Here is a 22862-nt window from a genome sequence, read left to right on the forward strand (position 1 = left end):
ATCGTCATCGTCATTGCGAGACAAAACTGTAAGTTTTGATGCAGCAATCTCAGGAGTGTGTTATTATTTCATGAGATTGCCACGCAGCCTATGGCTGCTCGCAATGACGATTCAGTGTCCACACAAGCAATACCATTAACAACACCTAAAACTCCTACGATGATACGGTGATAAGCCGTGTATATTAATAGCTTCGATATGTTCTTTGGTACCGTAGCCGGAATTTTTGTGCCATAAATATTGGGGAAATTCAGCACTTAAGTCTAGCATCAAACGATCCCTAGTAACTTTTGCAACAATAGAAGCCGCAGCAATCGATAATGATAAATTATCACCGTTAATTATACTGACAAATTTTTCATCCTTAAACTGCATATTACCGTCAACTAACACTATTTCTGGCTCAAGGCTAAGATTTGCTACAGCAATAGAACAAACTTTTCTAGTTGCCTCTAATATATTAATATCATCAATTTCGGTATGAGAAATAATAGCAGTTGCCCAAACATAATTACTAGTGATTTGTTCATATAGTAATTCTCTTTTCTTTTTGGAAAGCTTTTTAGAATCTTTAATGCCCGTTATAATATTGGCGTTATCTACTATAACGGCACTTGCTACTACCGGACCTGCAAGCGATCCTCTACCTGCTTCATCTATACCTGCTACAATACAGTTATGATATTTTTTTTCAAAATGTAATAGATCTACTTCCATAATTGTATTTTTTTAATTTTTGATATATGATAGAGCAGTTTAGAATTACAAAAAAGGAAAAGTGCAAAATTATTTTCAATTATTAGGACTGCCGCAAGAGTATAATATTAATTTAAAGATATTAGAAAAGCAATATTTTGCTATGCAGGTAAAATATCATCCCGATAAAGCAAAAACTTTGCAGGAAAAGGAACAAAATCTAATTACTGCGGCTGAATTAAATAACGCTTACTCTACTCTTAAAGATGCCTTAAAGCGTGCTGAATATATGCTGCTTTTGCAAAATATAAATTTGAATGACGAAAAAACACGTAGTTTACTTTCGCCACTAGAATTAAGCATATTCTGGGATGAAATGGAAATAATCGAAAATACTATCTTATTTAGTGATTTAGAAAAAATAAAAGACAAATATGAATTAATGAAAAAGCTTGAAATTGATTCTTTAAAACAAGCTTTTGAAGAACAAAATCTATCAGACGCAACTATAAAAACTAGCAAGCTTAAATATATTGGGACATTGCTGCATAAACTGCAAGAAAAAATAAAATCATGCAAATAATAGAAATTAGGGAACCGGAGCAAGCTGATTTTAAGCAAGAACGGCCAATAGCAGTCGGTATTGATTTTGGCACTACTAACTCATTAATAGCTATTGCAGCTAATAGAAAAGTTAAAGTTATTAAATCTATAGATGATAAAGAATTAATCCCAACTACTATAGATTTTACAAGTAACAATTTTACTATAGGTAATAATAAAGGACTGCGTTCTATTAAAAGACTATTCGGTAAAACATTAAAAGAAATTCTAAATACTCCGGCACTTTTTTCGTTAGTTAAAGATTATCTAGATGTAAATAGTAGTGAGCTTAAGCTAAATTTTGCAAATAAACAACTGAGAGTCCCTGAAATTGCAGCAGAAATTTTTATTTACCTAAAAAATCAAGCAGAAGAACAATTAAAGACTAATCTAACTAAAGCAGTAATAACAGTACCTGCACATTTTAACGATGCAGCAAGAGGCGAAGTAATGCTTGCGGCTAAAATAGCAGGTTTTGAAGTATTAAGGCTAATTGCCGAACCTACTGCAGCTGCCTATGCTTACGGCTTAAACAAAAATCAAAAAGGCTGTTATTTAGTATATGACCTAGGCGGCGGCACTTTTGACGTATCTATTCTTAATATACAAGAAGGTATTTTTCAAGTTATAGCAACAAACGGCGATAATATGCTTGGTGGCAACGATATAGATGTAGTAATTACACAATATCTTTGCAATAAATTTGATTTACCTAATTCTATAGATACTTTACAACTTGCAAAAAAAGCAAAAGAAACTTTAACATATAAAGATAGTTTTAATAATGATAATATATCAATTAATAAGCAAACATTAGAGCAATTAATTTTGCCCTTAGTAGAACGTACTATCAATATAGCTCAAGAGTGTTTAGAACAAGCAGGAAATCCAAATATAGACGGAGTTATTTTAGTAGGGGGTGCAACCCGCATTCCTTTAATAAAAGACGAATTATATAAAGCATTTAAAATAGATATTCTATCAGATATCGATCCTGATAAAGCAGTTGTATGGGGGGCTGCATTACAAGCAGAAAATTTAATAGCACCCCATACAAATTCATTATTGATTGATGTAGCACCTTTATCGCTGGGTATGGAATTATATGGCGGTATAGTTGAAAAAATCATCATGCATAATACTCCGATTCCTATTTCGGTCGTAAAAGAATTTACGACTTATGTCGATAATCAAACCGGTATACAATTTCATATATTACAAGGTGAACGTGAAATGGCTGCCGATTGCCGCAGTTTAGCCCGATTTGAGTTAAAGGGACTTCCTCCTATGAAAGCAGGATATATTAGAGCCGAAGTTACTTTTTCTATTGACGCAGACGGTATATTATCCGTTTCTGCTTATGAGAAAATCAGCAATACATCACATGCTATAGAAGTAAAGCCAAATCACGGTATTGATAAAACGGAGATTGATATTATGTTAGAAAACGCGTATAAAAATGCTAAAATAGATTATACTACAAGATTACTACAAGAAGCAGTAATTGAAGCAGAGGCTTTAATCTTTAGCATAGAACGTGCTATAGCGGAATTAACAACTTTATTATCGAAAAGTGAGATATCTATAATTAATTCTTTATTAGATAATATAAAAGAAGCCGTACACGCTAGAGATTGGATCTTAATTAATAATTCTATTAAAGAGTTTAAATCCAAAATAAAAAAATCTATGGATACAAAGTTTAATATAATAATTAATGATTTACTAAAAGGCAAAAATATCAATCAAATTAAATAGCCTCAGTTATATATAATATATTATATAAATCGAACTAATTTAGATAAGGAAAAATAAGAAGAATGTCAGGAAAAATAAAAGTAACATTTATTATAAATGATGGAGAAGAAAAAACAGTAGAAGCACCGATAGGGCTTTCTATTTTAGAAATAGCCCATAGTAACGATCTAGACCTTGAGGGAGCTTGTGAAGGATCGCTTGCTTGTGCTACTTGTCACGTTATTTTAGAAGAAGAATTTTACAACAAACTAAAAAAACCTACGGAAGCAGAGGAAGATATGCTTGACTTAGCCTTTGGTCTTACCGATACTTCTAGATTGGGATGTCAAATTATTTTAACCGAAGAATTAGACGGCATAAAAGTACGCCTTCCTGCTGCTACTCGTAATATAACATTATAATGGATTAAAAACGTGATACGTAAAATACTTCTTTTTGTGTTTTTAGCCTTTACTATAATATGGTTTGCAACTGCATATACTATAAAAAATAACGTTGTAAGTTTAATGAAGAATTCTGAATCCGATAATCTTAAAATATCTTATAATGCAGTTAAGTTTTCAGGCTATCCTTTTAATTGGAAAATTACCGTAACGGATCCTAAAGTAAAATTAATTGATCATGTAAATTCTAAAGAATTTACATGCGAAAATATTGTCCTAAATATAGCTTTTAGTACTAAAAGAGCCGCTCTTAATTTCGGTCCTTTTATTAGAGAAGTCGATAATTACGGCGACAAAACATTTACCTATGATGTACGCAGCGATGATGACATAAAGGGTATAGGAAAATTTAATAAACCTTTATATAAAATATCAAAAGATGATAATTTAAAAGAAATATTAAAATCAACTCAGTTAAATAATAAAGCATTATTGATATTTAAAGATAATCAAGAAATCTTTAAAATTAATGATTTAGCATTTCTTATAAGAAAACAGAATTTAGCAAGTGAGGAAAATATATCCTTATTTTTAAACATGAATTATTATTCAGAAAAAGATATTTTGAATTTTAAAAATGCTAATTTAGATATTGCTGCTTCTTTAAAATTTGCTGAAGACGGAGAAGATTCAGCTATTTTACAAAATTTTAATATAGAAAGATTTATTTTTACTTGTGATAATGATTCTAAAGTTAATTTAAACGGTGATTTACAACTCTTTGCCAATAAATTACCGAAAGGAAAACTATATTTTGAGCTGGAAAATTATAATTCCATAGTTGATAAATTATTACCGAATAATATTATTTATTCTAAGAAAATAATTAAAACAATTATTGCTAAAGCAATTAATAAAGCTTCCGACGTGCAATTAAATACAGAGCAAAATGATTCAAATTCAGCTTACAACAATATAGAAAAAGCTAAGTTTGATATTGAGTTTTCAGACAAAGGAATAAATATCGGTGCTATTAATTTATTAGAACTAAAACTTGATGAACATAAAGAAGACCAAAATACCACAAATAATTCAAATTAGCTTTATGAACAATTTTAAACTAGCGACTATTATTAGCATATTTCTTATTTGCAGTAATATTTATGCTGCTCCAAAAGTCATTAAAATCGGTACCGGCTCTATTTTAAAAGGATATTATGCTATTGGACTTGATTTATGCAAGACTATTACAAATGACGATAAAAATAATGAACATATTAAATGCGAAGTTGTTGCAACAAACGGTAGTATAGAAAATTTAAAATTATTACAACAAGGCAAAATTGATTTAGCCCTAGTGCAATCTAATATTGCAGTAGAAGCATATGAGGGCATAGGTTATTATCACGATCAAGAAAAAATGCAAAATTTACGTCAGGTGCTTAATCTACATGATGAGTTTTTTACGGTTATTGTAAAAGATGAGGATAAAATAAAAGGTTTTGCTGATATTGACGGAAAAAAAATAACTAACGGTCCAGCATTTTCCAGTAGTCATATTACTTATGATGTCGTACGTTCTTTATATAAATTTGCTAAGGAACCTGAAGAGCTACACATTAATTATGAAGATTCTAGTGATCAATTCTGTAATAAGGAAATAGATGCTATAATAATGATGGTTGGACATTCTAACCCCTTAGTAAATTTAATAGCTAATAAGTGTGAAATTGATTTCATTTCTATTGAAAATGATAAAATAACGGAATTAATAAAACAAAATAGAGCTTTTCATAAAGCCATACTTCATAAGGGCTTATATCCAGGGATTACCGATAATCAAACTACAGTAAAAGTATCGGCAATCCTAGTAACTAGAGATGAGGCAAATCGTGATATTTTAGATAAATTTATCGGAGCTTTTCATAGAAACGTAGCAAATTTTAAACTTTCTAATTACTTATTAAATAACCTGGACATTAACTATTTCGCCGATACTAAAAATTTTGTTCTACCAAAACATGATTCAGTAAGAAACAAAAACTAACAATATCTTATGTCTGAAAATACTATATTTAAAAATATACTGATACCTATAGATTTAAATGATAAAAAATCTATAAAAGGTATTCTTTCTAAGGCTTTAATGCTTGCGACGAACTTTCAAGCAAAATTACATTTTATGTATGTCATTCCTGAATTCGGTACGAAAATGTTTGAAGATTATTTACCTAAACATTGGAGAACAGAAAAAAAAGAAAAGTATAAAGCTCAAATTAAAGAGCTTATCAAACAATATATTCCCGATGAAATTGAAACAGATTATTATATAGGTAGCGGTGCCGTTTATGATGAAATAATTAAGCACTCTAATGAAATTAAAGCCGATTTAATCATAATCTCTGCAGTCAGACTACAATTAAAAGATTATATGCTTGGACCTAATGCTTCTAAAATCGTCCGTCATTCAGATATATCAGTGTTAGTAGTAAGAGACGAGTAATAAGTATTATTTACGACTCTTGAGAGTGCATTGCTAGCGTGGGTCCATAATAGTCATTGCGAGCAGCCGTAGGCTGCGTGGTAATCCACAAAAAAAATGCTATAAATTAGCATTTTTTACTGGATTGCTTCGTCAAAACTTACAGTTTTTTCTTGCAATGACGATTTTGACTGTTATAACTTCACTTTCAACTTCACAAAGCCTTGATAGCTTTGATATTGCTTTTGTAAATGACAGTGATATTCACGTAATACGCTTACATTATCTTTTTCAGTTAAAACGCTAGCACCGATATTATAAGCGACTTTAGGTTGCTTCGGTAATGCGATAGTTTTATTAACTTCTCTATCTTTCCATTTTACTTTAGCATTAAGTTTTTTACTATTATCATTAAGTAATGTTCTACAGATGCTTGAAGTGCAGGCATAACACTGAAACCTTCAGCTATTTTCTGCGGTGCTAAAGAACCGCCTAAAATACCGCTCTATAAATGCTGCTTTTAGAAGCAATACTCAAATGCTGAATACCTACAACATCACTTTCTTTATATGTATCGTCTTTAGAGTGGCCGTATCTTATACCAAGATTTGGAGTAAGAGTAATATCACCATTCATAAGATGATTATAACTTAATAAAGTTTCAAAGTTATAATTATAATTCTTAATATTTACCGGTTGCAATAGTACCTAAACGGTTGATTTACTCTTTACTATATTATGATAGTAAACAAACATAGCGTGTATCATAAAGTTTTTCGGTAATTCTTTTTGTCCGTATAAAGTTACGATATGGATATCGATATTAGTATTTGCCGTTAAACTTTGAATCCAATTTAGTATAAGCAATACCGACTAAATCTTTGTAGTTATCAGAACCAATATCAAAACCTATAGTACCACCCACAGCATGACCTTTATAACCGGCAAAACCTTTTTGCGTATTAGTACCGTAAGTACCTGCAATCCAAAGGCTTTTATCTAACACTTTTTCATCTTCATCACCCGCAGCAACCACAGCCCTAGAGAACATTCTATGCGATATAATATTACAGCTCATTTGAGTGATATCATGAATCGGATTATATATTGCTCCAATCATTTCTTCGTCTTGTTTTACTGCATTTTGCATTTCTACAACTTCAGCAGCTTCAACTCTTACAGCTTCAGCAATGCTTGCTTCTGCGGCTTCCTTTATAGAAGCAACGACTTTTACCTCCTCTTCTTGTCTAGCTTCCTCTTGCTTCGAGTTTTCAAGGCTAACTTCAGAATCCTTAGATTCTGATTTATTTGTACCACTAGATACTTCTACTTTTGTTCGCTCCTGTATTATATTATAATCATCATTTTCATAATCTTCTTCAATGTTAAAATCATCATCTTTATAATCAAAGTCTTCAATATTGCCCTCTACAGGAACAATCCTCTCTATACGTTGAACAATCATAATTTCTGCACCAGTATGTGGAGCTTCTTCCACCGGAGGCGGCACTACCCCTACATCTTCCATATTAATAACTACCGGTGCCGGTGCTAATGGAGCTGCAACTGCAGGAACAGCTATTACCTCTTCTGCATCCTCTTCAGGATCTGCCGGTAAAACCAACGGTGCAACAGGAACCACAGAAGCAACAGCAGGAGCTACTACACAACTACTCCACCATAGCTTACGTCTCCATTTGCTACTGCTTGTGCTGCTGCTGACTCAGGATGTCTTGTAGCAACTTCTGCTTCATTTACAGCTACCGCTTCTATAATTGCTGCTAACCTAGAATTATTCGCTTTAAGTTGCTGCATTAATCCTGCATCTTGATTCATTCTAACACATAGATTTCTTGTTTCCTGATCTATAACCACTTGTTACTTCTCTTTTAGGACCTATGAACTCAATATTGGTGCCTTCTTTTATAGCTTGAGCTAATTGATTTATATTACTATCAAGTGCATCTGCATTTTTAGTTGTATATTTCTCAAAAACTTCTTCTACAATTAATGCTTTTAGTTTTTCCTTTCCTTGAGTCTTTATTGCTCACTCTCTTTTTAAATCCGTGTCAACTGAAGCTGCTATAGCTTGAACAACGGGTTCGTATTTTTGCCCCTATTTTAGAAGTAGGAGCAATATAAGCTACTGCCACTGCAACCGCAGCATTTTTTTAGGAAAAAGATTTACGATAGGCTTTAGACTGTTCCTCTTTCTGACTAAACCGTCCATACCAAGCCCATTATATCCTATCCTCGTAGGTAGTGGCAGTCCACCTGCTACCACTATTACTGGTGCAATAACAGGGGTATTAGCAGCTTTCGCTGCTTTTCCTCCTTTTAATACCGCTTCTATTTTCTCATCACTTATTATATTAAGAAATTTTACAATTGCCTCTTTTAAGAAATCTTTAGTATTAGGTATTAAAGCTTTCATTTTTGCATTAAAATTATTTTGTACGGCGTCTGTTATATTTTTCTCTGTAATGGTTTTAGAAGCTTTAGATAAACCAGCTGCATTATCGGCTAAAACTTTTCTTAGTAATCTAGCGTTAGTATCAACTGCCGTTTCATAAATTCTTGATAATGTTGCCGGTACAGCTTTATTTTGTAAAAATGTTAGCCTCTATCTATATTACTTTCCACTGTTAAATTAACAATATTGTTATTAATTCAATTATTTATTTGAGTAAGGGCTATATTATCGCGTACTTCTCCTTTATTAGGAGCTAGATCTAGTACATCAGGAAATTTTATCTCTATTTCATTATTTAAAGAATTTGCTCCTAAAACATTTTCATTTTTAGCAATATAATCTATTCTTGATATAATTGTTTTCTTATCTTGTAGTTCATCTTTTATTTTTATTTCAGTATTTCTTGCCGTAATATGATTTTGTAAGTCCAGCGGTAATTTATCAAAAGTATAGTTTAATGGTCTATTGCATTATGTTCTTCTTCATTAAATAGCTCTTTAAAAAATTCCTTGTTAGCTATTTTATTATTTAAAGTTAAAGCTTGCCTTGAAATTTGCTTTATTACATCATCATCTTTTAGTCTATTCCAAATATTCTCAGCTTTTATCATTAATTGTGCTTTATCAGGCTTTGCTTCTGAAAATAATGCTAAAGACTCAAGTGAACTTTTCCTTTCTTCTAAAGTTAAAAGTGTTTTGATAGTAATCCCTAAATATCTGTTTCTGCACCTAATCTAATGTTCTTACTTCTAGCTTTCCGGGATTTCCATTATTTTTAGCTAAATACATCTCATTATGAAATAATCTGTCTAAAGTATTCGGAGCTACAAGAACTTCTGCGACTGCTCTGCCTACAAACCGGTGCCGGTGCAGCTATTCTTCCTCTTAATGCAGCATCTTCTTTTGCCTTTAGATTTATAACCTGCTAATTTTAGTTCATCATCACCTATGACATCTAGATTTGCTATATCCCTAGCTATTGCAAGTCTTATACCTACAACTGCCGGAGGAGCTGCTACTCCACCCGGTAGAGGCGGAAGAGGCGGTACTACTACTCCTGCCATTGCTTGAGGTACTATATTACAAGACCTACTAGACCCTCATTATCTATTCTTATTTCACCTACAGTCTTTTTTAGGACAAGTACCAAATCACTCATTGTTAAAGCATTGAAATTATTTATCAATGCCTGCATTTTCTTACCATCCAAATCTTTAGTTATTAAACCGGTATCTTTTAAAATCTTGTTATAACTTTTTAGACCTTGCTCATCAACTACCTTATCGTTTTCATTCACTATCTTAATTTTACCGTTATCAATATATGCTTCTTTTAATTTAGCCATCTGCTCTCAATAATTAACTACTATTGCAGGATCAGCTAACTTCATTACGGATTGTCTTATGGGAAGACTAGATTGTTTAGACTCAAGCTCAACTAAGTTTTGATTAACATAGTTTTTAAATTGATCTAATAATTTATGTTTTGCTTCCGGAGTAGCTACGCTTTTAAACTTATTTAATAAAGGGCTGTTTCCTGATTCAGAGTATTTAGCATTAATATCGATGCTTCTTACAGATTATTTACAACTTTTAAATCATCATTAGCATCTACACCGCCTGTCATAGCTATATATTTTAACTGCTCCAAAGGTGGATTTAAATTTTCTATGTTATACAATGTATAGCCTTTTTAATTTTATCGTTAATACTGACAGCATTTGCCCATTCAGCTTTAGCAAGGATTTCCAATACTTGAAGTCTATTTTCTAGAGCCATCTCTTGCTCGTTACGTCCTGTTTCTACTGCTGTATTACCTGTTAAATCAACAACTTCAACACCGGCTGCACGTGCTTCTCTTCTTGCTCTAGCACCGTTAAGTACAGAAGCAACTGCTTGAAGTCTAGTGACTTCTATTATTGTGTTATTGAATAATCTTCTTTCCCCCGGCATAAGATCATCAACAAGGTCACCAAAATCTGTACGGTCCTGAATTCCTTTTATAACATTAAGCTTTTGAGCAGGAGTTAATATTTGGTAGTCAGCAGTATGGTTCAATATATCATAGATTTCTATATCTGCTCTTGCTTCCCCGGTCACAGCGGTAAGGATTGCAGCATTAGCACAGTTAAGTAAGAATAATTTTGTAAGTTTAGAATTTATAGATTTAATATTTTTTCCATAATATCTAATTTCTCTTTAATAAATCTTAGCAATTACTTAAAATATTAATACTTTTTTGTTATTAAAGATAATGATACATAATCTATATTATGTAAAAATTTATATTGATGAGTTATAAAATAGGATAGTAACGTGGATTTTATATGATATTTTAGTATTTATAGGAAATGTTATTTTGTTAACGTTTGGTTAATTTATTAAATTTCGTGGAATGTTATACGATATTACTTCTATACATGCAAGCTATACTATTAAAATTTTCATTATTTTTAAAATGCTTTATAATGATTGTTATATAACATGATGTCATTCCCGCATGAATACCCAAGTCGTCATTGCGAGCGAACGTTAGTGAGCGTAGCAATCTCAGGAATTTTTCCAATACTGCTTAGTCGAAACTTGCAGTTTTTCCTCGCAATGACGCAAAAATCGTTCCACGCAACCGCGCTTTCTTACCTACACGGGAATGACATTAAACTATAAGGTATATTACTTTGTCTCTCAAAACCAAATTACTTTTTATTACAATCAGCAGCATTATAATATTATATTTTGCTATTCCTCCTGCACCTTTACTTAAAGACGTAAGTTTCTCACAAAGAGTATTTGACCGAAACGGTGAGTTAATGCGTATTTCGCTTTCTAAAGACGATAAATATAGGATATTCACTCCTATACGTGAAATACCGGCAAGTTTTATAGAAACAGTACTATTATATGAAGACAAGCATTTTTATGCGCATTTTGGCGTTAACCCTGTTTCTTTAACCAAAGCTTTTTATTCTACTTATTTACAGAATAATCGTAAAATAGGCGGCTCTACTATAACAATGCAAGTAGCACGTTTAAGATATGGAATAAACTCTTCTACTATTCTTGGTAAAATCCATCAAATCATTAAAGCTATTCATGTAGAGCTACATTATTCAAAAGATGAAATCCTAGAAGCTTATCTAAATCTAGTGCCTTACGGTAGTAATATTGAAGGGATAGCAGCCGGCAGTTATATTTACTTCAATCGTGACCTAAAAGATTTAAATTTGATCGATATTCTAAGCCTTGCAGTAATCCCACAAAATCCGCTTAAAAGAGGCGGGAATGATATTAATATTTTTAAAGCACGTAAACATCTATTTACCGAGTGGCTCACGATTCACCCACAAGATATTATTTATAATAAGTTAATTAGTTTGCCGGTTAAATTTAATCAAAATAAAAAGCTTCCTTTTATTGCACCGCATTTTACTTTAGACATACTAGCAAATAATGATAGCCCTATTATACGCACTACTATAGATAAAAATCTGCAAGCTGCTATAGAACAACAAGTTCGGCTATATATTAATGATCGGAAAAAATATGGCATTAATAATGCCTCCGTAATTCTTATTGATTTTACTACTATGGAAGTGCTTGCAAGTATTGGCTCCGGAGAGTTTTTTAATAACGATATTTGTGGACAGATTAACGGCACTAAAAGCCATAGATCTCCAGGCTCAACTTTAAAACCGTTTGTCTATGCACTTAGTTTTGATCAATCACTAATACATCCGTTAACTTTACTAAAGGATACACCTACTTACTATGATTATTATAAACCGGAAAATTTTGATAGTAGGTTTGCAGGCGGTTTAAGTGCTAGAGAATCGTTAATAAAAAGCCGTAACGTACCTGTAATATTTCTAGCGTCTAAGTTAAAAAACCCGAATTTTTATGAGTTCTTACAACAAGCAAAAATTAGCGGCTTACGAAAACCTGAAAATTACGGTTTATCTATAGTGCTCGGCACAGCAGAAATTACTCTTGAAGAGTTAACTACTCTTTATGCTATGCTTGCTAATTTCGGTACTTATAAACCGCTTAGAAAAGTATTGGATACTACTATGTCATTCCTGCGAAAGCAGGAATCCATAAAAAATTACCTAAATGTTGGAACAAAAATTTCATATGATTTACTGGATTCCCGCTTTCGCGGGAATGACACAGGAGAGGACAAGGATGACACAGACACCGTACTACTATCCCCCGAGGCAAGCTATTTAACACTTGATATTATAAAAGATACGACTCGTCCTATTACCTATAATAATACAAGGCATAACTTACCGATTTATTGGAAAACAGGTACTTCCAGCTCATTTAGAGATGCACTTAGCGTCGGCATATTCGGGAAATACGTACTTGCTGTTTGGGTTGGGGATTTCAAAGGGCAAACTCACGGAACATTTACGGGTAATATTGCTGCAGCCCCTTTATTCTTTAATATTATCGAATCCATAGCTAGACCAAATAAAGATGAGGATTTAATCCTTTCAAAAATTAATGCACTAAATATTACTAAAGTAAAAGTTTGTGCAGATACGGGAGATATCGATAACGATATGTGTCCGGTTAAAGCAGAAACCTTATTCATTCAAGGCAAATCACCGATAAAACAATCCGGTATTTATAGAAAAATGTTGATAGATTTAAAAACCGGTATGCCTGCTTGTAACTTTATTAAAGGACAAACAGAATATAAAACAGTAAATTTATGGCCAACAGATATGCTTGCGGTTTATCAAAAAGCAGGAATACATATATTACCAAAACCGATACCTACAAACCATTGCAATAGGTTGATAAATTGGCATCATCAAAAACCTAAAATTATATACCCGTTAAAAAATTCCGTACATTCAATTAAAAATAGTGATAACATTACTTTTAGTGCGATTAGCGATAATAAAACCAACAACATTTTTTGGTTTGTGGAAAATGAATTAATAGCAACCGCGAAACCAAACGAAGCAGTAATATGGAAAGCAAAAGCCGGTGAATTTATTATTAGAGCTATCAGCGATAGCAGCGAAAGCGACAGTATAAAAATTTATATTAAAGAATAGATTAGCGGTTATATATGAAATTTAAAATGCCCACAGAAATTGATATTAAACCTTTCACAGAAGAAGAAACTGCTCTTGATTCCTTAAAAGCAAATATTCTCAATGCATTGACTGGAATTATTCACTAATACCAGCAGGAAAAACACCAGAAGCTACAGAGTAGTAATAGGATTACCTTATAGCGGAAAAAACATATTTTTAAATGCTCTTGAGAACAACCTTAAGATTATCAAAAACGGTGAAGAATTTACATTTGATAAATTATTTGATTTTGAAACAACGCCGGAAATTCAGCATAAATATGAACCGGCTATATATGATCCCAAAAAATTTGAAATTGCAGAAAAAGTATTTTGGGAATGCTCTAACGGAGTACCCGATACAGTGCAAGAGTTAATCAATGTATTTTTCATTCACAAGCTAGTTCAAATGACCGATAAATTAAAATTTATCATAGTAGCAAAAGAAGAGACCGTAAAATCCCCTAGTATCTTTAACAGGATTATAGAAGACTTTAAAAAAATTTTTCCTACAGAAGAACACAACAAATTAAAAGGAAATGTTATATGCGTAATAACACAACATAATGAAAATAATCATAAAAACATTATACCGATGTACAAAATAGCATTGCTATTAACAAGGATATATTAGAATTCTCTGATATAAAAATTTTCTATAAACCTACTTCTCAAAATGGAGGAATAAACCTCTCTAGAACTAAAACACCTAGAAGAGAAAAAAGGAGTACAAAATTTAGAGATAAAGCAGCTAAGTTCATTGTTAAAGGAACAAGACAGTCTGATAGAAAATTTACATACACAAATACAGATAAATGTAGAATGTATAATTAATACTATCCAATCAATTTTTGAAGACTTTAATGTACATACACCTCTTAACTACTCAAAAATTTTTAACTATAAGGGTTATATTAAACCATATTTACCAAGTTCTCCAATACAATACCGGCTATAGAAAAAACTCTTTCTTGTTTGGAATTAGCACAATTATCAGCATTTCAAGCTATCATATTAAACAAACAAGCTAATAACCTTATAGGGGTAATTGCAAATTTTAGACTCTATTGAGAAATTCACAGACAATAAACCGGTTATTCAAGCTTACCGATATGTATTAAACCTACAAATTAAAGAATTATCATTATTTGAAGAAATGTTATCTACAACATTATCTCAATCCAATGATTGCTATAGTTCCTTAATTGAAATATGATTCATACAAAATCACTATCTATCTTCTATAAAAAATATAGAACCTAAACACGATCAACCAGTGCAATATTATAAAGAAGCCATAGAGTGTAAATAAGTACTCGGACAAAGCAGAAGTGACTCAAACTATAGCTAGCTGCTACTCTAAAATACGATATATTGAGCGAAGCAGAAGATTATAATGAAGCTTTAGCTAATTATAATGCAGCTCTAACATGTAATGAAGAACTTAAAGAAATGTACAATAAAATCGACGATATGCTATTTAACTTAGGACGTGAAGACCCAGCTATCATATTTTATAGAAAGAATAATAAATTAGACTCTATATTAAAATGTTATGACAGTCTTATAACTAAGGCTGAGAAGCCTATAAAATATGATTTATATATGGCCCAAGGAAACGAACTTTGCTTTCAAAAACAACAGGAAACAGATGCTGCAGAATCATATTTTAAAGCAGCTGGTGTTGTACGTGATCCTCAAAAACAACGAGATGCAATGCTTATGGCATACAATATTCTTAGGAAACCCAAATAATAAAGCAATTCAACAAACAGATATTTCAGAACAACAACAAAGAGAGGGATATCTTAATGGTATAATCGGCGATATTATTGATCTGTAACCTTTCACTGGTATTAAGCGGCTTATTATTCCTCTCTGTCATCCCGTGATTTATTCACGGAATCTAGTAAAACATATAAAAATTTATTTTTATATGTTTATTTTGTTAAACATGTAGTGTAGGTAACAATATTGAAGTTATTTTTTCTGGACCCCGTGGTCAGGCCACGGGGTGACAGTGCAAAACCCATGAACACTCACCTTGATCTATCTATCTCAGTAAATCATTTATGCTTACTTTAGCTCTAGTAGTTTTATCGACTTGTTTTACGATAACTACGCAATAAAGTCCAGGCTTACCGGCTTCCTTAGCAGGTAATATTCCTGGAACTACAACGGAATAAGCCGGAATTCTGCCGTAAATAGTTTCACCTGTATCTCTGTATACTATTTTTGTAGAGCTACCGACAAACACCCCCATACTAATTACTGCTCCTTCCTCTACTATTACACCTTCTGCTATTTCCGATCTTGCACCGATAAAACAATTATCTTCAATGATAACAGGCTTTGCTTGCAACGGCTCAAGCACCCCACCTATTCCCGTGCCGCCTGAAATATGACAATTCTTGCCGATTTGAGCACATGAACCGATAGTAGCCCATGTATCAATCATTGTGCCCTCATCTATATAAGCACCTATATTAATGAAAGAAGGCATAATTACAACATTTTTAGCTATATAAGTACCGGTTCTAACAACAGCTCCGGGCACTTTGCGTATAGCGGCTTCTTTGAATGTATTTTTATCAGTATCTGCAGAAAATTTAGGCGCAACTTTGTCATACCAACTATTATAATTGTTATTATAAAGTTGTGATTCCGTAGTGATAAAATATAGCAATATAGCTTTCTTTACCCATTCATTAACGTGCCAACTATTTTCTTTCTTTTCACAAACACGAATCGTACCTTGATTTAAGCTTTCTATACTATCATTAAGAGTTTGCTTTAATGTTATAAGCTTTGAAGAATCTTGAAGAAGTTTGTCCTTAATTTGCCAAGCTTCTTCAATTTCTTTAATAAGAGAGGACATATCTTTTAACTGTTTTATTGCCAAAAATAATAAATGAGATTATCATGAAATCAAACATAATAATTATAATTAACTATGCATATTACTTGCCCAAATTGCCAAACAAGATTTATTGTTACAAGCAATCAAATAGGTATTAACGGACGACGAGTAAAATGTTCCAAATGTAGCCATTTGTGGTATCAGAAATTAGACTATAATACTAGTATACTAAATGACTTTAAAGATAAAGTAAACACGGGAACTATTAAAAATCATTACAATGCTAATAATGTGCCGGTTATTTTACCGTATATTCCTCCTAAGAAAAAATATAATATATTTCCAATATTATGGACTAGCTTTATAATTTTTTGTTTAGTGATATTACTAATAGATAGCTTTAAATTCTTAGGTAAATATGATCAATTAAAGATAGAAGAAATTAATTTAGGCAAATCTCGTCATATAGGCGGTATGAAGATATTTTATAAATTATCTAATGAGTCTGATTATTTAATTTCCGATCCTATAATCAAAGTAAGAGTAATGGATACTAATAATCAAGCTTTAGATGAATATGTATCCATTACAAAACTACAAACAAAAATCCCTGCAAAACAAGCAATATATCTAGAAATGAATATTGAAGGGATCCCTATTACAGCAAAATATATTGATATTGTTATAGGTAATAGATTAGGACTTTTATTTAAGTGAGGATGTTGTTGCATAGACCGACAAAATCTACTGTCATCCCGTGGTTTAATCACTTGATCCATCAAAACAATTAAAACACTATTGAGTATTGTACGAATGTTGCTGTTGACCTGAGTATAAAGGCAATTGATGTCATTCCCACGTAGGCGGAATCCAGTAAAACATATAAAAACAAGTTTTTATATGTTTATTTTTATTAAATATGTAACCTATATTCAGGTTGTCTTGTCCCTACCTTTGCAAGAATGACATAGGGGCTATGCAACAACATCACTTAAAAATAAAAATACCCATAAGCCAAAGCTTTATGGGTATTACTAAAGATATAATAATTTTTTTGTGTATTAGGAAACACCACAACTTGAGCTATTAGTATCACTTGACACCATATTCACAATATCTGGAGCTTTAAATAATATAATGATTGCAGTAACTACCACTAAAGCTACTTCCCACTGCAATTTTCCTCTTAATGTTTGAATTCCCAGAACAATTATACCGACAACAGCTATACCTTTTGCAGTATTGCCTCTGAATACTTTAATTAACTTACATAATGCCTCACCTACAGGATCGCCTACAGTACCACCTAAGCTATCAAAAGCTACCATAATAATAGCCACGCTTAGAATAGTAAATAATATGCGTAATGATAGATTATAATCGATTAATTCTTCGTTTAATTTACGAATAGGAAAGTTCATATGTTTTACCTCAATAAAATAATTAGCATTTAAAAAGTAATGTATAATTTATTTATATATAAATCAACTCCTAAATATATGCAATTTTAATTAATATGCAAAAATATTTTAAAAACACTTATTTTAAGTAACATTATAATCACATGTAGTATAATTTAACTTCCAAATACATAAACAAACGTAAATAAAAATAACCAAACCACATCTACAAAATGCCAGTACCATGCAGCACATTCAAACCCTAAATGTCCATTACCTTCTGTAGTAAAATCTCCTCTTTTTGCTCTAAAGTAGCAAATTATTAGAAATATAGTACCTATAATTACATGAGCTCCATGAAAACCCGTGGCTAAATAAAAATTAGAAGCATATATACCATCTGTAAATTTAAACGCCGCATGGTAATATTCATATGCCTGCATAGTTGTAAAAAATATTCCAAGCAATATGGTAAGAGCAAGTGCAGTTACACAATCTTTTTGATTTTTTTCTTCTAAGGCGTAGTGAGCCCAAGTAACGGTAGTGCCTGATAAGAGTAGTATTAAAGTATTGATAAAAGGAATATCAAACGGCTCAAAAGTTTTAATTGTAGGTGGAGGCCAAATGCCCTGCTTTACAACCCATACACCGTCTAAAAGACCTACGGGTGATAGACTTGATTTAAAAAAAGAAGCAAAAAATACACCAAAAAATACTATTTCCGTTAAGATAAATAACGCCATACCTATTTGCAAACCTTTTCTAACAGGACTAGTATGCTGATGTTCGACTATTCCTTCTTTCACTATATCTCTCCACCAAGAATATAAACAGTAACCTACTGAAATAATCCCTGCAGATAAAATATATATATTAAATTTGTAGCCATGCATGAACGAGACGCCGCCTATAACCAAAAGAAGTAAAGCAAAAGATGTTAGGACGGGCCAAGGGCTTGGGTCTACTATATGGAATAAGTGCGATTTAGTAATAGAATATGAATTATTTAAAATTATCTTTTGACTCATATTGTTATTTTATATTTCCTAATTATCACCAATAACAAACTACAAAAGTAATCTGCTATTCGCATGAGTGAAAATAAATATAAATTATTATTGATGTAAAAGCAAATGCTAGAAGGAGATTATATAGAAAATATACCCCGCAACTCAGAATTACATTATTTATTATCAGACAACTAAAATCTCTTGACTCTTTAAATATTATTCAACTAATATATAGACAGACCGCTAATAATGTTTAAACTCCATTGTTGCAAGACCAATCTATCAAAACTTAATATTAAGTTATGCCAGGAGTCTATTATTATAAGTGAGTAAAATCATGAAGTATAATGGAGGTTGTTGTCTTACAGCAACGGATCTTAACCCCTGACCCCTTTATTTATTAATTCTAAAAAATACAAATGCAGAAAATAAAGAACAAATTTAAAAAAAGTTTTTCTTTTCATCACCATTTCTAATAATATTACTAGTGTTTTTTTATTATCTTCTTAATATCTTAGAAGTAAAATATTTCTAGATTTTTTAACTAATTAAGTTGTTAACTCTAAATTTTCTTACTTAAAATTATAGAGATACGACAAATTATCTTCACTATTTTACTAGTTATTTCTGCAAATATTGCCTCAGTACTATCATTCATTATAGCAATATTTTTATGTTCAATTTCATCAAGTCGAAATTTAATAATATTATTTAATAATTCTGGCTCAACATTTTTATTTTCTAAATAATTTATTTGCTGTTCATAATGTTTTTCTATTACTTCTTCTACACTCTCGGTAATAAGCATCGCCGTTTTTATTCCCATCAAGGAAGATAAGGCACCAAGTAAAAATCCGTAATGATGCCAAAAAAATAATAAAAACGTGGGTCTCACTTCTTTTTCCAGTAATTTTTTTTCAAAAAAATTTAAATGCACTTCTTCATGGTCAAGCATTTCTTTAATCAATATATGATCATTTTGAGATTTAATATATTTTAGCTGTCCTTGATAAATTCTTTTTGCACCATATTCTCCGGCATGATTAACTCTAATTATCTCGTGAATTTGTTTGTCAGGGTCAGAAAAATCAGGTCTAGGCATAATGTATACTCGTTTAATTTGAAAAATTGGCTACGTCATTTTATAAGAGCTACGGTGCTCACGTATTAAGTATACGCTCCGCTCCTCGCTTTATAGTCTCCTTGCTCTTTTCCAAATTAAACTTCGTCTACTCTTCATTGACTTTGGAGTATACTTTGAAATAAATCGAAACTAGCAGGATTTAACTTATAATCCACTTCTGCCTGTTGTAGCACTTTTAAAGTCTTTAGACATTCAGTGAGGCTAAGACCGTTTGCTATCTTCGTAAAATCATTAATATACTGATAGAAAATCGGTGGTGATAATGATTTTATTGCGAGTTCCAAACACTCACCGTTTTTTACTTTCGACAAAACTATATATAAATTTAAATAATGCCTTATTAATGCTCTAATAATTAAAACTTCATTGATATTTTGTTTTTTTAATATATCAAGCTCTTGCAGAAAATTACTATAATCTTTTTTTGAAAAATACATTGCTAAATCACTGCCGTTTGCCGTAATTTCGCTACTTATAACTTCTAGAACGTCGTTTAAAGTAATTTCGCGTGCGTCGTGAACAAAATATATTAATTTATTTATTTCGCTACAAATTAAATCATGATCACCTTTTAAATGAGCTTTTAAATAAGTGATAGCTTCTTTACTTATAACTTTATTAGTTTTTTCTACTTTACCTAAAATAATTCGCTCAATTTTTGCTTCATCATCATGATAACAAGCAACTGCTGCTAAATATTCTTCCGTTTCAAAAAACTTTCTAATGCTCCCACTAGAAGTCATTTCTTCACCTATAAATACAGGAAAATTTATATAATCACTGTTTAAAATTGTTTTTAAATTCTTATCGATTGAATTCCCAACCGATCTAATTTTAATTAATTCTTTTTGACCAAAAAAATTAGACGAATTAAGTAATGTTTCTAAAGATGAAATATTAAGATCTGCGTATTCTATAGAAGTTTGTAGCATATTTAAGCTTTTTACTAAATGCTTACAAATTTTTTCTATATAACCTTTATCAGGACCATATAGTAAAAGAGCTCTAATCTTTCCGGATGTTATTAGTTCAAATAATCTACCTATTTGTGAAAAATAAAATTTCATAGCTTAACTATTGCCGTGTAAAATATAAAATTAATCTGCTACGCATTTCTTCTGCTGCTTGATATGCCAACTCTATTCCTGTTTTATCTCTTTCAACATTTGTCGCATATGGTGTAAAAATAGCATTATATGACATGTTTTGGTAAAACTTCTCTTCAATTAAAACCTTTTGGCTTTCTATATCAATTAATTTATATCTAACTAATTGATTAATATATTCCCTTAAAACATTGGAGTTTTTTTCAATAGTAGCAGGCATAGTTGTTGCGATAAGCTTTACTTTAAGCAGGTATTTTGCTTGTGCTTTCTGAGGTAAAATACTAGTTAAACGATGATAAAACTCAGCCCCTTCAATTGTGCGAATTGGTTCAACTTCAATAGCTTCTAAATCATTATTTCTACTGTATTTTTCACTATATACCGGTTTTAAATTACAACTGCTCATTAGAAAGAATATAATTATTACAAATAAAGAACGCATATATTAGATTAAGATTGGTTTTTTATATTAATAACAGTTTATTTCGATTTTGTGAAAGAAAATTATATGAGCATTTATTAATATTTATAATAATATGTTAATTGATGTTGACATTAATAAGTGAGGCTTGTATGCTGCCACTTCAAAATTTTTAAGGTATTAGATGTTATTAAATAAACTTGTTCTAAGTATTCCAACACACATACACACAGCATTGGTAAAAATAAGAGCATATTGTCCCCTACTAGAAAAAGTAACTTTAACAAAATATAGCTTAACAGAAAATATTGAAACGCTCAAAATAAATACAAATGAAGCTAAAACTGTAAAGATTACAAAAGAGGATTTAAACAAATCTTTTGAGTTATATGAAGAAAAATTGATAATATTAGCACAAAAACTATCATTACAAACATCAATTAGTTATGATGCTTATAACCCTCAAACAGAGTATTACCCATTGATAGGAGAAGATGGAAATATCAATTATATCCCTATCACCGAATTATAATCTTTTAAGCTTTAAATTTAATCGGTAAGTTTTACATACTTACCGTTTTTTATTAAAGAACTTTCTATATCTTCCTTGCAAATCCAATACTCTATGTTAAATTTACAAGGAAGATGCTTGTCCGATAATTTACAAAATTTTTATACAAGCTCCATTATTGTATGCTTATTTTTTCCAATTATAGACATATCATCTCTAAATATTTTATCTTCTGCCCAACCATGCCATGGTTCTATATTAAGCCGGTCTATAATATCTCGTTCACAATTTTGCAATATTTCTAATATTTCTTTACTAGTATTATAATATGATGGAGTAAGACCTGAAGCATCTTTGATCATTACTAAATAAGGATTTTTTGCTAATAAAGTTTTGATAATCTCTTTGTTAGCAATTCCTGTAACTGCTGAATGTAACACTGTTGAATCGTTATAGGTTATCTCTGTTACGTATTTAGCTAATTCTAATATTTTTTCAACTAATGTTTGTTCTTTATCCTCAACCGCATCATGTAAGATATACTTATTATTTTTATCAAATAGAAATGTAGTGCAGCTTCATCATTCTTGTCTATTAATGCTTTGAATTTTCTTAAGAAGCTTCTTTTTTAGAAACATCCCTCTCTATATCATCATCTGAACGTGGTGATGTTAGTGAATCCTGAGTATTAGAGTTATTACTATTTTTTGTAAAAAACTTAAAAAAAGATGTTTTTTGTTTTATCTACTGTAGGTATTTGTTCTTTAGTCATTAATTCTCCTAAATTTATTAATTATTTTAGGAGAAATTGTTAATTAGCTATGTTTCTTAGGTGGTGAGTAAGGGGCGTTTTTTCTGTCATTGCAAGGAAATTGCATAGCAATTGACGAAGCAAAATCTCAGGAGAGTTTGTTATTATTTCATGAGA

At 31.2% G+C, this 22862-nt stretch carries 26 protein-coding genes and 1 pseudogene; 11 read left to right on the plus strand and 16 right to left on the minus strand.

Features of this window, described 5'->3' with window-relative positions:
* Positions 1 to 135: 135 nt before the first annotated feature.
* The gene (locus TENJIKU01_RS04435; protein ID WP_064429352.1) at positions 136 to 717 is read right to left on the minus strand and encodes a ribonuclease HII; all 582 of its coding nucleotides are present in this window, start codon (positions 715 to 717) and stop codon (positions 136 to 138) included.
* Positions 718 to 778: 61 nt separating this feature from the next.
* Between TENJIKU01_RS04435 and hscB the strand changes: the two genes are divergently transcribed.
* The 6 genes from hscB (at position 779) to TENJIKU01_RS04465 (ending at position 5943) form a co-directional block, all read left to right on the plus strand.
* Positions 779 to 1279 carry a Fe-S protein assembly co-chaperone HscB gene (hscB, locus tag TENJIKU01_RS04440; protein WP_004996487.1) on the plus strand — a complete coding sequence of 167 codons (501 nt, stop codon included), beginning with the start codon at positions 779 to 781 and terminating at the stop codon, positions 1277 to 1279.
* The gene (gene hscA, locus TENJIKU01_RS04445) at positions 1270 to 3057 is read left to right on the plus strand and encodes a Fe-S protein assembly chaperone HscA (protein WP_064429353.1); all 1788 of its coding nucleotides are present in this window, start codon (positions 1270 to 1272) and stop codon (positions 3055 to 3057) included. The genes hscB and hscA overlap by 10 nt, the downstream gene beginning before the upstream one ends.
* A 62-nt stretch (positions 3058 to 3119) precedes the next feature.
* On the plus strand, positions 3120 to 3458 hold the full coding sequence (locus TENJIKU01_RS04450; protein WP_064429354.1) for a ferredoxin family 2Fe-2S iron-sulfur cluster binding protein: 339 nt from the start codon (positions 3120 to 3122) through the stop codon (positions 3456 to 3458).
* 12 nt (positions 3459 to 3470) lie between these two features.
* Positions 3471 to 4541 carry a hypothetical protein gene (locus tag TENJIKU01_RS04455; RefSeq protein ID WP_064429355.1) on the plus strand — a complete coding sequence of 357 codons (1071 nt, stop codon included), beginning with the start codon at positions 3471 to 3473 and terminating at the stop codon, positions 4539 to 4541.
* A gap of 4 nt (positions 4542 to 4545) precedes the next feature.
* Positions 4546 to 5487 (plus strand): TAXI family TRAP transporter solute-binding subunit, encoded by a 942-nt coding sequence (locus TENJIKU01_RS04460; protein WP_064429369.1) that lies wholly within the window; start codon positions 4546 to 4548, stop codon positions 5485 to 5487.
* A gap of 9 nt (positions 5488 to 5496) precedes the next feature.
* Complete coding sequence (locus TENJIKU01_RS04465) at positions 5497 to 5943, plus strand: universal stress protein (protein ID WP_012736528.1); 447 nt, start codon at positions 5497 to 5499, stop codon at positions 5941 to 5943.
* 471 nt (positions 5944 to 6414) lie between these two features.
* Here the strand turns inward: TENJIKU01_RS04465 and TENJIKU01_RS08930 are convergent, their stop codons facing one another.
* From TENJIKU01_RS08930 to TENJIKU01_RS04500, 8 genes and pseudogenes are all read right to left on the minus strand, one after another.
* A complete protein-coding gene (locus TENJIKU01_RS08930; RefSeq protein ID WP_064429356.1) occupies positions 6415 to 6624 on the minus strand; it encodes an autotransporter domain-containing protein in 210 nt (69 codons plus the stop codon).
* Positions 6625 to 6745: 121 nt separating this feature from the next.
* Positions 6746 to 7546 (minus strand): autotransporter outer membrane beta-barrel domain-containing protein, encoded by an 801-nt coding sequence (locus TENJIKU01_RS08535; RefSeq protein ID WP_227779981.1) that lies wholly within the window; start codon positions 7544 to 7546, stop codon positions 6746 to 6748.
* Positions 7547 to 7584: 38 nt separating this feature from the next.
* Positions 7585 to 7797: a hypothetical protein gene (locus TENJIKU01_RS09735; RefSeq protein ID WP_227779983.1), complete on the minus strand. Its 213-nt coding sequence runs from the start codon at positions 7795 to 7797 to the stop codon at positions 7585 to 7587.
* 268 nt (positions 7798 to 8065) lie between these two features.
* On the minus strand, positions 8066 to 8356 hold the full coding sequence (locus TENJIKU01_RS09740) for a hypothetical protein (protein WP_064429357.1): 291 nt from the start codon (positions 8354 to 8356) through the stop codon (positions 8066 to 8068).
* Between the two features lie 493 nt (positions 8357 to 8849).
* Positions 8850 to 9005 (minus strand): hypothetical protein, encoded by a 156-nt coding sequence (locus tag TENJIKU01_RS09125; RefSeq protein ID WP_179945611.1) that lies wholly within the window; start codon positions 9003 to 9005, stop codon positions 8850 to 8852.
* Between the two features lie 182 nt (positions 9006 to 9187).
* Positions 9188 to 9458: pseudogene (locus TENJIKU01_RS04490) on the minus strand (hypothetical protein).
* Between the two features lie 11 nt (positions 9459 to 9469).
* Positions 9470 to 9739 carry a hypothetical protein gene (locus tag TENJIKU01_RS04495; protein WP_064429358.1) on the minus strand — a complete coding sequence of 90 codons (270 nt, stop codon included), beginning with the start codon at positions 9737 to 9739 and terminating at the stop codon, positions 9470 to 9472.
* A gap of 322 nt (positions 9740 to 10061) precedes the next feature.
* Positions 10062 to 10493 (minus strand): hypothetical protein, encoded by a 432-nt coding sequence (locus tag TENJIKU01_RS04500; protein WP_064429359.1) that lies wholly within the window; start codon positions 10491 to 10493, stop codon positions 10062 to 10064.
* 578 nt (positions 10494 to 11071) lie between these two features.
* On the opposite strand from TENJIKU01_RS04500, the gene pbpC reads away from it, so the two are divergent.
* From pbpC to TENJIKU01_RS04515, 3 genes are all read left to right on the plus strand, one after another.
* Positions 11072 to 13462, plus strand: a complete 2391-nt coding sequence (pbpC, locus tag TENJIKU01_RS04505; protein WP_064429360.1) for a penicillin-binding protein 1C — start codon at positions 11072 to 11074, stop codon at positions 13460 to 13462.
* 384 nt (positions 13463 to 13846) lie between these two features.
* Positions 13847 to 14116: a hypothetical protein gene (locus TENJIKU01_RS04510; protein ID WP_064429361.1), complete on the plus strand. Its 270-nt coding sequence runs from the start codon at positions 13847 to 13849 to the stop codon at positions 14114 to 14116.
* A 740-nt stretch (positions 14117 to 14856) separates the two neighbouring features.
* Positions 14857 to 15237 carry a hypothetical protein gene (locus TENJIKU01_RS04515; RefSeq protein ID WP_082894518.1) on the plus strand — a complete coding sequence of 127 codons (381 nt, stop codon included), beginning with the start codon at positions 14857 to 14859 and terminating at the stop codon, positions 15235 to 15237.
* A 298-nt stretch (positions 15238 to 15535) separates the two neighbouring features.
* Here the strand turns inward: TENJIKU01_RS04515 and dapD are convergent, their stop codons facing one another.
* Positions 15536 to 16360: a 2,3,4,5-tetrahydropyridine-2,6-dicarboxylate N-succinyltransferase gene (dapD, locus tag TENJIKU01_RS04520; protein WP_064429362.1), complete on the minus strand. Its 825-nt coding sequence runs from the start codon at positions 16358 to 16360 to the stop codon at positions 15536 to 15538.
* A 75-nt stretch (positions 16361 to 16435) separates the two neighbouring features.
* Between dapD and TENJIKU01_RS04525 the strand changes: the two genes are divergently transcribed.
* The gene (locus TENJIKU01_RS04525) at positions 16436 to 17059 is read left to right on the plus strand and encodes an MJ0042-type zinc finger domain-containing protein (RefSeq protein WP_064429363.1); all 624 of its coding nucleotides are present in this window, start codon (positions 16436 to 16438) and stop codon (positions 17057 to 17059) included.
* Between the two features lie 344 nt (positions 17060 to 17403).
* Here the strand turns inward: TENJIKU01_RS04525 and TENJIKU01_RS04530 are convergent, their stop codons facing one another.
* From TENJIKU01_RS04530 to TENJIKU01_RS04550, 5 genes are all read right to left on the minus strand, one after another.
* Positions 17404 to 17763 (minus strand): TrbC/VirB2 family protein, encoded by a 360-nt coding sequence (locus TENJIKU01_RS04530; RefSeq protein WP_064429364.1) that lies wholly within the window; start codon positions 17761 to 17763, stop codon positions 17404 to 17406.
* Between the two features lie 155 nt (positions 17764 to 17918).
* A complete protein-coding gene (locus TENJIKU01_RS04535) occupies positions 17919 to 18770 on the minus strand; it encodes a cytochrome c oxidase subunit 3 (RefSeq protein ID WP_064429365.1) in 852 nt (283 codons plus the stop codon).
* Between the two features lie 544 nt (positions 18771 to 19314).
* Positions 19315 to 19854 carry a demethoxyubiquinone hydroxylase family protein gene (locus tag TENJIKU01_RS04540; RefSeq protein ID WP_062811162.1) on the minus strand — a complete coding sequence of 180 codons (540 nt, stop codon included), beginning with the start codon at positions 19852 to 19854 and terminating at the stop codon, positions 19315 to 19317.
* A gap of 134 nt (positions 19855 to 19988) precedes the next feature.
* A complete protein-coding gene (holA, locus tag TENJIKU01_RS04545; RefSeq protein ID WP_064429366.1) occupies positions 19989 to 20963 on the minus strand; it encodes a DNA polymerase III subunit delta in 975 nt (324 codons plus the stop codon).
* 7 nt (positions 20964 to 20970) lie between these two features.
* Positions 20971 to 21444: a hypothetical protein gene (locus TENJIKU01_RS04550; RefSeq protein ID WP_064429367.1), complete on the minus strand. Its 474-nt coding sequence runs from the start codon at positions 21442 to 21444 to the stop codon at positions 20971 to 20973.
* Positions 21445 to 21607: 163 nt separating this feature from the next.
* On the opposite strand from TENJIKU01_RS04550, the gene TENJIKU01_RS04555 reads away from it, so the two are divergent.
* Positions 21608 to 21955: a hypothetical protein gene (locus TENJIKU01_RS04555; protein ID WP_064429368.1), complete on the plus strand. Its 348-nt coding sequence runs from the start codon at positions 21608 to 21610 to the stop codon at positions 21953 to 21955.
* Between the two features lie 140 nt (positions 21956 to 22095).
* Here TENJIKU01_RS04555 and TENJIKU01_RS04560 read toward each other — a convergent pair whose 3' ends face one another.
* Positions 22096 to 22374 carry a hypothetical protein gene (locus tag TENJIKU01_RS04560; RefSeq protein WP_014273228.1) on the minus strand — a complete coding sequence of 93 codons (279 nt, stop codon included), beginning with the start codon at positions 22372 to 22374 and terminating at the stop codon, positions 22096 to 22098.
* Between the last annotated feature and the right edge of the window lie 488 nt (positions 22375 to 22862).

It is taken from the genome of Rickettsia sp. Tenjiku01, assembly GCF_001653015.1.
Classification (GTDB): domain Bacteria; phylum Pseudomonadota; class Alphaproteobacteria; order Rickettsiales; family Rickettsiaceae; genus Rickettsia; species Rickettsia rickettsii.